Source organism: Vibrio cincinnatiensis DSM 19608 (assembly GCF_900167345.1).
Lineage (GTDB): Bacteria > Pseudomonadota > Gammaproteobacteria > Enterobacterales > Vibrionaceae > Vibrio > Vibrio cincinnatiensis.
The window spans coordinates 218,249-230,245 of the sequence record NZ_FUXB01000003.1; the positions used below are offsets into that span (position 1 = coordinate 218,249).

10 protein-coding genes are annotated in these 11,997 nt (G+C 43.9%); 3 read left to right on the plus strand and 7 right to left on the minus strand.

Annotated features, from left to right (window positions below; genetic code table 11):
• Positions 1-378: 378 nt before the first annotated feature.
• The 3 genes from B5D54_RS03835 to B5D54_RS03845 all read left to right on the plus strand — a co-directional run bounded on the left by B5D54_RS03835 (position 379) and on the right by B5D54_RS03845 (position 4,496).
• Complete coding sequence (locus tag B5D54_RS03835) at positions 379-2,010, plus strand: methyl-accepting chemotaxis protein (protein WP_078925157.1); 1,632 nt, start codon at positions 379-381, stop codon at positions 2,008-2,010.
• A gap of 132 nt (positions 2,011-2,142) precedes the next feature.
• A complete protein-coding gene (gene alr / locus B5D54_RS03840) occupies positions 2,143-3,366 on the plus strand; it encodes an alanine racemase (RefSeq protein WP_078925158.1) in 1,224 nt (407 codons plus the stop codon).
• A 263-nt stretch (positions 3,367-3,629) separates the two neighbouring features.
• Entirely contained in the window at positions 3,630-4,496 is an 867-nt protein-coding gene (locus B5D54_RS03845) for an EamA family transporter (RefSeq protein WP_078925159.1), read from the plus strand.
• Positions 4,497-4,591: 95 nt separating this feature from the next.
• On the opposite strand, the gene B5D54_RS03850 is transcribed toward B5D54_RS03845, so the two are convergent.
• The 7 genes from B5D54_RS03850 to B5D54_RS03880 form a co-directional block, all read right to left on the minus strand.
• Positions 4,592-5,065, minus strand: a complete 474-nt coding sequence (locus B5D54_RS03850; RefSeq protein ID WP_078925160.1) for a DUF2947 domain-containing protein — start codon at positions 5,063-5,065, stop codon at positions 4,592-4,594.
• Positions 5,066-5,121: 56 nt separating this feature from the next.
• Positions 5,122-5,703: a ribosomal protein S5-alanine N-acetyltransferase gene (gene rimJ / locus B5D54_RS03855; RefSeq protein ID WP_078925161.1), complete on the minus strand. Its 582-nt coding sequence runs from the start codon at positions 5,701-5,703 to the stop codon at positions 5,122-5,124.
• Positions 5,703-7,247: a transcriptional regulator TyrR gene (gene tyrR / locus B5D54_RS03860; protein ID WP_078925162.1), complete on the minus strand. Its 1,545-nt coding sequence runs from the start codon at positions 7,245-7,247 to the stop codon at positions 5,703-5,705. The genes rimJ and tyrR overlap by 1 nt, the downstream gene beginning before the upstream one ends.
• A gap of 122 nt (positions 7,248-7,369) precedes the next feature.
• Positions 7,370-8,392 carry a YcjF family protein gene (locus B5D54_RS03865; RefSeq protein ID WP_078925163.1) on the minus strand — a complete coding sequence of 341 codons (1,023 nt, stop codon included), beginning with the start codon at positions 8,390-8,392 and terminating at the stop codon, positions 7,370-7,372.
• A complete protein-coding gene (locus B5D54_RS03870) occupies positions 8,389-9,768 on the minus strand; it encodes a YcjX family GTP-binding protein (RefSeq protein ID WP_078925164.1) in 1,380 nt (459 codons plus the stop codon). The genes B5D54_RS03865 and B5D54_RS03870 overlap by 4 nt, the downstream gene beginning before the upstream one ends.
• 241 nt (positions 9,769-10,009) lie before the next feature.
• Positions 10,010-10,195, minus strand: a complete 186-nt coding sequence (locus tag B5D54_RS03875; RefSeq protein WP_078925165.1) for a hypothetical protein — start codon at positions 10,193-10,195, stop codon at positions 10,010-10,012.
• 122 nt (positions 10,196-10,317) lie between these two features.
• Positions 10,318-11,835 carry a fumarate hydratase gene (locus B5D54_RS03880; protein ID WP_078925166.1) on the minus strand — a complete coding sequence of 506 codons (1,518 nt, stop codon included), beginning with the start codon at positions 11,833-11,835 and terminating at the stop codon, positions 10,318-10,320.
• Between the last annotated feature and the right edge of the window lie 162 nt (positions 11,836-11,997).

Sequence of the window (11,997 nt, forward strand, 5' to 3'; positions counted from 1 at the left end):
TTGGGATATGCTCTATACCTCACAACGATGTATTTTTTAGAGCATGGATTAATTATGCCGAAGGAAAAAAGAAATACTTAGGTGTAGATCAACGAATATCTATAACTTTCAATAAGTAGTAAAAATTTATCGTTCTTATCTCTTTTCCTCTCACAATTGCTCACATTTTATCTATCTGAGTTTACGGAAAAAGCCCATTCATTAGCTATGGTTATATTTATCACTACTCATAATAAAACACGTGATAATATGCACAATTTCCTAGCTGAAAATCAGAATAACGGATACCTAATTGGTGATTTTCACCCAAATGGACAGGTTTACGAAGGAGTTGTGTTTGGTATTCATGGAATTTTCCCAAACTAAGGTAACTTATTCATGTTTCTAAAAAATATGCCTATTAGTAAAAAATTAGCCACTGGATTTGGACTGATCGCCCTCATCAATATCGTCTTCGCATGGTTTTTGCACACAGAACATCTAGAAATTCAAAATCAATTGCTGAATTTCACAGAAGATACCTTCCCTGCTTATGAAACGGTTGATGAAATAGAATCCAACCTCTCCTACTGGCGTCGAAGTCAATTTGCTTCTTTACTCACCAACGATTCCTCCGAGATCCAGCGGCGGCTGAATCAAAGCCGACAACTGCAACAAACGATTGATACGGCACTAAAAACCTATGGAGAAGACGTTTGGCCCGGTGAAGAAGAACGAATTTTCAAACGCTTAATGGAACAATGGCAAAGTTACAATCGAATCATGACTCAGTTTAACCAAGCCTTATCAGAAATGAATCAAGCCCAAACCCAGCGTCTTCTGGACCAATCGCTTACCGATTTCAATGCGTTAGAGAGCAGTATTAAGCAATTATCTGGCGTTTTAAAACAGGCAATGGATGGGAATAAGCAATACATTATTTCAGCGGTGGAACGCCTTAATACAAGCTCAGGGATCATAAATCTCTTCATTGTAATTTTTATGGTAGCGATCACCTATTTTTTAACACGTATTATTTGCCAACCGCTAAAATTGGTGGTCGACCAATCACTTTTGATTGCAAAAGGAGATCTTTCGCACAAACTGGACCGCTCAGCAATTGGTCATGATGAGTTAGGAGAACTTGCGGATGCTTCTATCGCTATGCAAGAAAACTTACGTCAGTTGATTGAAGAAAGTATTTCTGCCGTTACACAACTCAGTAGTGCCGTAGAAGAGATGTCACAGATTTCGTCTCTATCAGCTCAAGGTATGCGTGAGCAACAAGATCAAATCACACAAGTTGCGACCGCAATGAGTGAGATGAAAGCTGCCGTTGCTGATGTCGCTAGCAATACAGAAAATACGGCGGAAGAGATCGACCAAACCAATCGACGCGTCCAAGAAGGTGCAAAAGACAATAAAGAGATGGTCTCATCCATTATTAAGGTGGCCGATGTCATCACAAAAACGGGGGAAACGGTCTCGGAGTTAGAACACCAATCTAACCAAGTGAATATGATTGTTGATGTCATTCGAAGCATTGCCGACCAAACCAATCTTTTAGCGCTAAACGCAGCCATTGAAGCGGCTCGAGCGGGTGAGTCTGGGCGTGGGTTTGCCGTGGTGGCCGATGAAGTGAGAACTCTAGCAGCTAGAACTCAAGCTTCTACTGGAGAGATTACTAACATCATTGAAAAATTACAGTCCATGGCAAAAGAGGCCAAAGAAGGAACGGAGCGCTCTTGTCATAGTATTGAAAACTGTGTGGAGCAAGGAAACCACTCCCAACAACTTATGCATACCATTGAGCAATCCATTGCACAAGTCGCTGACATGGGAGCACAAATCGCCAGTGCTTGTAGCCAACAAGATTCCGTGGCCGATGAGCTCACTCGTAATATTGAAAATATTCATTTAGCCTCGCAGGAAGTGGCAGAAGGCGCGAATCAAACCGCTCAAGCCTGTAATGAGTTAGCTCAACTTTCAATATCCTTACAAAATGCGATGGTCCGCTTTAAGCTGAAATAATCAGATTCCTACTACCGAGATCGCCAGCCCCCGTTAGGGAGCTGGCGATGATTCTTTTTATTCGCCGTTTCATATAGTGTTAATATTAAAAACTTCATGACAAACAATGAACGCTCATCACGAGGAGATTTTATGCGTTTTAACGCCACCGTGCTTTCACTGGCTATTGCTGCCACCGTCACTCCCATTTTAGGCCAATCCGCCCCACTCTCATTATCGGAATCCTTATCTTCCACATCGGAGGTTGCTCAGTCCAATGCTTGGTTAGAAATCAGTCTCTCTCAATTTTCAGCCAATATTGAACGTTTCAAGTCTCATATCCAACCAAGCAGTAAAATCTGTGCGGTGATGAAAGCTGACGCCTACGGGAATGGTATTCGAGGGCTTATGCCAACCATCATTGAACAGGGGATCCCCTGTGTCGCTATTACCAGTAATGCCGAAGCTCGTGCAGTTCGTGAAAGTGGTTTTACTGGGCAACTCATGCGTGTTCGGTCGGCAACTCTGGATGAAATTAAAGCAGTTACCGAACTCCATGTTGAAGAATTGATTGGGACAAAATCTCAAGCCGAACAACTTGCTCAATTAGGAAAACAACTCGCCTCTCCTATTAAAGTTCATCTTGCCTTAAATGATGGTGGAATGGGACGAAATGGTATTGATATGAGCGATGATAAAGGGCGGAAAGAAGCAAGAGATATCGTTAATGCCAAAGGATTGCAGATTGTTGGGATCATGACCCATTTCCCGAACTACAATCCCGATGATATCCATGAAAAACTAGCGAGTTTTCATCAACATGCCAATTGGTTAGTGGATCAAAGCCCACTAATACGTGAACAAGTATTATTCCATGTAGCCAACTCATACACGGCACTGAATGTTCCAGAAGCACAGCTAGATATGGTTCGTCCTGGTGGGGTTCTTTATGGGGATTTACCAACAAATCCAGAGTATCCCTCTATCCTGTCATTTAAAACACGTATCGCTTCGCTTCACCAAGTACCGGCGGGGACAACGGTCGGCTATGACAGCACGTATACCACACAGAGCGACAGAGTCTTAGCCAACCTTCCCATCGGTTACTCGGACGGTTATCCACGTAAAATGGGGAATAAAGCTCAAGTATTGGTGAATGGACAATGGGCCAAGGTTGTGGGTGTCACCTCTATGAATACGACCATGATCGATGTATCAGAAGTGAAAGGCGTACAACCCGGACAAGAGGTGGTTCTATTTGGGTCTCAGGGTAAAAACCGGATCACCGCCGAACGAATGGAAGAAGACAGTGAGGTTATTCTTCCTGAATTGTACACCATCTGGGGAAGCGCTAATCCCCGCCTCTACGTAAAATAAGCCCCGCACAATGATTCAAGCCTCAGCCTAAGTATTTCCTTATTAGACTGAGGCTTTTCCCAATGACAGACAACTCGGCTTTACATTGCCATTTATTTAAATTCAGGCAAAATAGATTTTTATCTATATTTGGCTTCACTCTTAGTATTGAAACCATAAAATAGCATCAAAAGTAGAGCGTCCGTTCAATTCCTGACAGAAAACAGGGATAACCTCTTTCCGTTCCCCATCACTGATAATAGGATTTCAAATCAAAGAGTACTATGACCCTAAAATCCCCAATATTCATCGCCGTTGGCTACCTACTGGTTGCCATGATGGCCATCCAATCTGGCTCTTCACTTGCTAAACAGCTGTTCCCCATTGTTGGCCCAGGGGGAACGGTCGCACTTCGGATTAGTCTTGCAGCACTCATTCTATTGATGGTATTTCGTCCTTGGCGTATATCCCTCACACTCTCGCAGTGGCGTTCTATGATCATCTATGGCACCAGCTTAGGTGGAATGCAGATCCTATTTTATTTTGCCATTGAACGTATTCCATTAGGAATTGGGGTCGCACTTGAATTCTCAGGCCCACTACTTCTTGCGCTCTTTTCTTCAAAACGGAAACTCGACATCGTCTGGGTGGCCTTTGCGATTTGCGGCATGTTGTTACTACTACCAGATATGACGGGAGTCGATGCCTTAGATCCTATCGGAGTGTTATTGGCACTCAGCGCTGGCGGTTGCTGGGCAGGGTATATTTGGTTTGGTCAACGAGCAGGCAGTGTTGGCTCTGGTGGAATGACGGTCGCCATTGGCATGACGATAGCGGCAATCATTATCTTTCCTATTGGTGCAATGACCGCCACATCAAGTATTTTTACATGGTCCGTGTTACCCATGGCACTAACCATTGCTCTGCTCTCCAGTGCACTCCCATACAGCCTAGAGATGCTAGCGTTAAAACGACTTTCTACTCAACATTTCAGTGTCATGATGAGTTTAGAACCTGCGATAGCTGCCATGGCGGGCTTTCTCATTTTGAGTGAACAACTCGCACTCTCACAATGGTTGGCGATTGGCCTTATCATCAGCGCCTCCATGGGAAGTACACTAAGTGCACAGAGGAAAAAAACAGACGGTTAGGTCGTTTTTCCTTATCAAATTATCAAATTTCCAACAAAAAAGCCGAGAATAAACATCTCGGCTTTTTGACAATACTTATATTCGATTAACCCTATTTATTTTCGATGACCCAGTTTCACCGTACCATCGGTTTGGAACCAAAGAGTCTCGGTCCGACGACGCCCCAATAAGATTGGCCCATCATCATAGAAAAGAAAATTTTTCCAGTTTCTTTTAAACACAGACCATTTGGTTTCAATCACATTATATTTCTCATAGCAGAAATAGATCGTAACATCATCTTGCCAATCAATATGCGCTAAAATGGCTTGTGGTAACTCAGCTTCATCACTTTCCCACTCAGCCATCCAATCCACCTGTTCTGTCCAACTGCCGGGTTTACTTGGCCAATCTTGAGAACTGAATCGATCGGCATCAGGGCTCTGAGCACTGACATTTTCTTTCCAAAACTGAGCAGAACGCATGGGCGTCATGGGCTTAATCTGTGCCAATTCTGGCTCTGATATCGGCATTGACTGATGAGTAAAAATCCATTTCCTTGGGTATTGTTCCAAAGGCAAATACGACATGAAATGTCCTTAGATGTTAATCCACCCCACATTGGGTCGGAGAGAATAAATAAACATTATTTCGGTAAATTGGCTTGCCAATTTGGGTTTATTAATGAAGTGAGTATATGGTCTTGCCACTGGCCATCAATCAGTAAGTAATCTTTTGCTAAGCCTTCACGCACAAAGCCTAATCGCTCCAATACCGCAGCACTACGGGTATTATGAGGCATGTAAGCCGCCATAATGCGGTGCATATTTTGCTGTTCAAACAAATACTGACATGCCAGAGTCAACGCTCTTGTCATGATATAACGACCTTGTGCATTTTCGGCTAATGAGTAACCAACATGACACGCGTAAAAAGGAAATCGCGTCAAGTTACTAAACGAAATTGTCCCCAACATAGCTTGGCTTTTTGCATCAATAATGAGCAGGTAGTAGCCTAGAGCCAGCTTATGCAGCTCATCAAGCTTAAGCAATTTTTGCTGCCATCCCGTCACTTGAAAAAAGCCCGCTTCTCGTTTGGGTTCCCAAGGCTTGAGATAGTCACGATTATCGGTAAAGTATTGGACGATCATCAACGCGTCCTCTCGCCTTGCGGTTCGGACAATGATCTCCCCATCGGTTTGATAAACGGAGTACAATGATGTGTCCATCAACGTTTCCTTATCCCATAATCCCGTAATTTATTGGCCACTGACGTATGTGACACATTCAGTCTTTTAGCTAACTTACGGCTAGAAGGGAACGATTGATATAACTTATCAAGAATTTGTGCTTCATACGCTTTCATGATTTCATCCAGAGGACCATCAAGGTTTACACTCGCCAAACCAGAAGTGCCCGCTTCCAGTGGTGGAAGGTGGAAATAATCGACACGTAAAAAATTATCTGGCATTTCAGTTAAAGCCCGTAAAACCATATTATCTAACTGGCGTATGTTACCCGGCCAAGGGTAATGGGTAAGTTGGTCAAGCAGATCGTCAGCCAGTTCAGGTTTAACCATACCTAACTTCTGTGTATGCTTCGCAATAAAGAGTTCTAACAAAGGCTGAATATCACTCGGACGTTCACGTAATGGCGGAATACGTACGGTCAGCACGTTCAATCGATAGAAGAGATCTTCCCGAAAACGACCAGATTCAGCGAGGTCGGCGAGATGGTGGCGCGTAGACGCGATAACTCGCACGTCGACATGCATTTCATGCTCTTCTCCCACCCGACGGAAAGTACCATCTTGTAAAAAACGCAGCAGTTTAATTTGCAGATGTGGGCTCATTTCACCGATTTCATCAAGAAAAACGGTTCCCCCATTCGCCTGCTCAAAAATACCTTTGTGCCCTTGTTGATGGTTGAACGAACCGGGGGCATGACCAAATAGCTCGGTTTCTGCCACATCGTCGGGCATAGAAGCACAGCTCAATACTAAAAAAGGGGAATTAGAACGATGGGAACGATGATGGCAAGCCCGAGCTAGCATCTCTTTTCCTGTTCCGGTTTCTCCTTCTAACAAGAGCGGTTGATCTAACATCGCCAGCTTTTTCGCATAATTCATTAATGACTTATGGCGGTTAGATACCCCAACAAAGTGTTCAAAACCTAAGTTATTATGAACAGGTAGGTGACTATCTTGCTGAGAAGAGGCCAATTGAACACGTAAAATCATCATGCAACTGGCAAGTGTAGATTGTTGGGACTCATCACGAATATAAACGGGCATCAGCTCCATTCTATAATCCAGCCCTTCAATCACCACCTCTTCTCGAATTCGAGCTTTACTGCCTTCGACCCATCGTGAAAAATTAAATGAAGGCAACAGCTGAGTGATTTGCCGACCAATCACTTCGTCGCTATTTTTATTAAATAGGGCTAGTGCACTTTGATTCGCCATGTCAACCGCCCCCTTTAAGTCGATAGCTAGTACAGCATCAGGAAGATTATCAAGCAGTGAGATAAGCTCTGTATTATGTCTTTCCATCGGCATAAACTGGATTTTACGAACATCTTTGACCCCAGAAATACGACGAATTTCAGCCATCAGTTCACTGAAAGTATCAAAATCAATATCGGGGCAGTTGAGGTAAATAATCCCTACGACATCAATTTCGATGCCTCGAAGATCGATGTTTTTCGAGGCGAGAATATCAAGCAGCTCTCGAGTTAACCCAAGTCTGTCTTCACAAAAAACTTCAAGGCGCACTGAATTGTATCCTAGTCAGAAAGTGTCACGAAAAGTTGACACTAGTGTCTATCAAGGTATAAAAAGCGTCAAGCGATTCTCTGCAAAATCCCTAGGAAATCCCACACAAAACCCACTATCGATTATTTAGACACCAAAGCCGTTATCTTGGCGACAATCTGCTGACGAATTTCACGCAGCTTCACCCTACGCTCTGTTTGCCAAGGTAAAGGACGCAGTAAGGCCATCGCTTTTAATCCTAACCGAGCCGTCAGCAGACCTACCCCTAATCCTTGCCCAGCTCGAGCAGAAACTTTCTTAGTAAAATCCATCGAAAGCAGATCCATACTTACGTCAATAGCCACTTCACTCACTCCCGCCAACGCCATATTGACCAACACCGCCTTAAACAGTTGTATGCGCGACCAGTACCCTAATTCTATCCCGTATACTTTCGCTAATTGATCAATCATTTTAAAGTTACGCCATGCAACAAACAGCATATCGACTAATGCCAATGGGCTGATGGCAACCAAGACCGCGGCTTCAGTCGCATGGCGTGAGACAATTTGGGTTGCCTTTTTATCTTGCTCACTCACCACCATCGCGTCATACAATTCTATAATATCGGCATCACTGTGGCTGTCATTGACACTATTTAACCAACGCTGATAAACCTCGCTCTGCTGATTAATATGCGCGTGCTGGGCTAAGTTTTCACAAAAACGGAGGCCTTCTCCCACTGCATCCTGTAAAATCAGACTTTCAGCCTGCTCTTGAACTGAGAAATGCTGACGAAGCTTACGCAGCTTCCACAATTCTCGACTTATACTGCCGATCCCCAATCCCGCTAACCCAGCCAGAAAACCACTCCATGCGAGAGCAAGCCAATCGGCAGTTTGAATCGATGTCCAGATAGAATCCATGGCTTGCCAGCCAATCAAACCAGAAAACAGCATTAACAGAGTAACGATACCCCCTTTTCTTCTTTTAGAAGGGCGAATAATCTGCTCAAGTTTAACTTCAGTCTCCCCCTCTTCTTCCACCGTCACTTCAGGCACAAACTGCACAGACTCCGTAAACGCAATTTGAGTCGTCAATGTTTCTGTTACGTCAGCCTGTTTTAACGGCTGGTTAAAGACTTGCTTACTTTTTAAATCACTCATTTCAGCTTATCTCCTAATAACGTTTCTAACGCTTTATCCATCCGAATATGCAGGCAAGGTTGATCGACATTGCTAGGCATAGGACGAAAGGCGACGAAATCAAACGAATGTTGCTGCCAATAATCTGGACTAGGCAATTTCTTAGGCACTTCTCCCGGGAAAAGGGTGATACTCTCGCCCGTCAAGCGGGTTCCCTGAATGGCGGATATGGGATTCTGGGCAGTTTCAATGTATCCAGACTGAGTGGCTCGGATTGAAGCCAAACTTAGGCAACTCATGGCAATATTTTCATAAGCAGCGTGCTGCCATGCAGGATGGATCATCTGCTGTAATAATGAAACCATATTGGGATGTTGATCTGGCGTGACGTGATCCGCTTTGGTTGCCGCAAACACGATTTTATCTATTTTGGGGGCAAACAAACGGTTAAGTAAGCCATTTCGTCCATAACGGAAACTATGCATAATTTGTTCAATCGCACCACGCATATCCATGAATGACTCATAACCCGAGTTTAAAGGCGATAAGCAATCAACTAAGACGATTTGTCGGTCAAACGTTGAGAAATGATGCTTATAAAATCGCTTAACCACTTTACTTTGGTACTCTTGATAACGAGCATTAAGTAAATCGAACATCGAATGTTTCGCAATTTTGCCATCCTCCTTGACGGCTAGGCATGGAAAAAATTGCAAAACAGGAGCCCCCGCCAGCTCTCCCGGTAAAACAAAGCGCCCAGGCTGCACCCAATGTAGCCCTTGTTGCTTACATTGATGAAGATAATCGGTATACAAGGCCGCAATATGCGCTAAAGTTTTTTCATCTGCCTCTTGATTCAGATCTAAGGCGTTGAGTTCACGTAACCAAGGTTGAGCTAACTCGGCTCGGATGCCATGCAAAGCGTTTATCTGCAATGCTGACCACGTCATAAAATCTATACCCAACATCGGTAAATCCAATAGCCATTCACCGGGGTAATCAACAATATCGAGATATAATGTGGCGGTACTTCCGAGCAGCCGTTTGCTACGTTTTTCAGGACGATACTTAATAGCTAAGCGGATTTCACTCACATCTCGGGTTGGTACAGGCCACATGGGAGGCGATTGATGCAGTTGATCCATCGCTTCATCATAACTAAAACGAGGAATCATTAAATTACTTTGTGGAACACGTTTCGCACCAATAATACGCTTGTCTCTCGCCGCGGAAAATAGAGGCAAGTGATCATGAGTGGAGGTGTGCAGCAGTTGATTGACTAAGGAACCGATAAACGCCGTTTTACCTGCTCGAGAAAGCCCTGTCACCGCTAAACGGACATGAGAATCTAAACCTCGATGAATAAAATCACTGACTTCTTGACCAATGCGCTTCATGAATAACTCAGACCTCGCTGGTGAGATTTTATTGTAAAAATTAAAATAAAGATGCGGTAACGTGGAGAAGCAAAAAACGATTAACGACTCTCAGCGAAACCACAATGATAGTGTGCATAATAACTTGGTAATGCAAGAGAAGAATAAAAAGCCTCTGAAATGCTTCAAAGGCTTCATTTCCATACTCAGCACACACTCAAGTTAAATGGCACACTATGGCATATCGTGAACGCAGTACGTTTTAATCATCTTCAATTAACTTGTAAATAACGAACAAACTAATCTGTAGTATGACGAACAATACAATCGAAATGATCACATATCTATTATCAAATAGACTGACTCCGTGAAGGACTAAATCATACATTAGAAAGATGCCGATAATAATGGCAATCGCCATTTGTAAAATTCGTATAAAGCGTGGCATTTTCTTCTCCTGAGAATTCAATTAGTTGCTCTAGTATATACTCAACAGGCCTTAATACACAAAAGGTGTAGCCATCGCTACACCTTTTGGTTACTTCAAACTCAGTTGTCAATAAATTGAAGTTACTTTGCAGCTTCCGCAATTTTTACCCGCCAAGTATCAGGGCCAATTTGATGGGCATTTGCCCCTGTTGAATCAACCGCAACACTCACGGGCATATCTTCAACTTCAAATTCGTAAATCGCTTCCATCCCCAAATCTTCAAAAGCCACAACACGAGCCTTTTTAATCGCTTTCGCCACTAAGTAAGCCGCTCCACCAACGGCCATCAGATAAACCGCTTTGTTTTTCTTAATGGATTCTACGGTTGCAGGGCCACGCTCGGCTTTCCCGATCATGCCCATCACCCCAACTTCTTCCAGCATCATATCGGTAAATTTATCCATGCGGGTAGAGGTTGTTGGACCAGCAGGCCCCACCACTTCATCACCCACCGCGTCAACAGGGCCAACGTAGTAGATAAATTTACCTTTCAAATCGACACCTTCTGGCAAGCTTTCACCATTTTGTAGCATCGTTTGAATACGTTTATGTGCCGCATCTCGACCCGTCAAAATTTTACCAGAAAGCAGTACTGTTTCTCCGGTTTTCCAAGTCTCGATTTCTTGCTGTGTAACCGTATCCAGATTCACTCGACGAGTATTTTCACCCGCTTCCCAAGTGATTTGTGGCCAGTCTTCTAACTTAGGTGGCGTTAATTCTGCGGGGCCAGAACCGTCTAGCGTAAAATGTACATGACGCGTTGCTGCACAGTTCGGGATTAAACACACCGGTTTTGATGCCGCATGGGTTGGCGCTGTTTTGATTTTTACGTCAACGACCGTGGTTAGCCCACCCAGCCCTTGTGCACCAATACCGAGCTTATTCACTCGGTTAAAGATGTCTAACCGAAGCTCTTCTTCTGCATTCTGTGGGCCGCGCTCAATTAACTCTTGAATATCGATGTGCTCCATCAAAGACTCTTTGGCTAAAACGGCCGCTTTTTCAGCCGTTCCACCAATGCCGATCCCTAGCATACCGGGAGGACACCAGCCCGCACCCATGGTTGGTAGCGTTTTTTCTACCCATTCAGCAATATCGTCCGATGGATTCAGCATCGCCATTTTCGTTTTGTTTTCACTACCACCACCTTTGGCGGCGATTTGAATCTCAACTTTATCTCCCGGTACCATGTTAATGTGTACAACGGCTGGCGTATTGTCTTTTGTGTTGATGCGTTTACCCGCAGGATCCATCAATACAGATGCTCGTAGCGGATTATCGGGATTCGTATAAGCCTGACGAACCCCTTCATCAACCATTTGTTGCACGGTCATATCGGTCGCGTCCCATTGAACGTCCATACCAATATTGACAAAACAAGTCACAATCCCGGTATCTTGACAAATCGGACGATGCCCTTCAGCTGACATTCTTGAGTTAATCAGAATTTGTGCAATCGCATCTTTTGCCGCTTGGCTTTCTTCACGGTAGTAGGCTTGTTCTAGTGCTTGAATAAAATCCAGAGGGTGGTAGTAAGAAATGTACTGAAGAGCATCAGCAACACTGCTGATCACATCTTGCTTGCGTATAACCGTCATTGCATGCCTCGTTATCATTATGCTTCCATGGGCCAGCGCTTAAATAATGGTGTACTCGAGCGTCAGTAATGCCAGAAGGCGAAAATCGACTGAATTGAACACATTACATCAAATAGCAACTTTTAGAGTTTTATACTCTTACAACCTCAAGAAATCCGCTTG

Coding starts and splice junctions, on each gene's coding strand:
- B5D54_RS03835 (WP_078925157.1), top strand. CDS start 379: ATGTTTCTAAAAAATATGCCTATTAGTAAAAAATTAGCCACTGGATTT.
- alr (WP_078925158.1), top strand. CDS start 2,143: ATGCGTTTTAACGCCACCGTGCTTTCACTGGCTATTGCTGCCACCGTC.
- B5D54_RS03845 (WP_078925159.1), top strand. CDS start 3,630: ATGACCCTAAAATCCCCAATATTCATCGCCGTTGGCTACCTACTGGTT.
- B5D54_RS03850 (WP_078925160.1), bottom strand. CDS start 5,065: ATGTCGTATTTGCCTTTGGAACAATACCCAAGGAAATGGATTTTTACT.
- rimJ (WP_078925161.1), bottom strand. CDS start 5,703: ATGGACACATCATTGTACTCCGTTTATCAAACCGATGGGGAGATCATT.
- B5D54_RS03865 (WP_078925163.1), bottom strand. CDS start 8,392: ATGAGTGATTTAAAAAGTAAGCAAGTCTTTAACCAGCCGTTAAAACAG.
- B5D54_RS03870 (WP_078925164.1), bottom strand. CDS start 9,768: ATGAAGCGCATTGGTCAAGAAGTCAGTGATTTTATTCATCGAGGTTTA.
- B5D54_RS03875 (WP_078925165.1), bottom strand. CDS start 10,195: ATGCCACGCTTTATACGAATTTTACAAATGGCGATTGCCATTATTATC.
- B5D54_RS03880 (WP_078925166.1), bottom strand. CDS start 11,835: ATGACGGTTATACGCAAGCAAGATGTGATCAGCAGTGTTGCTGATGCT.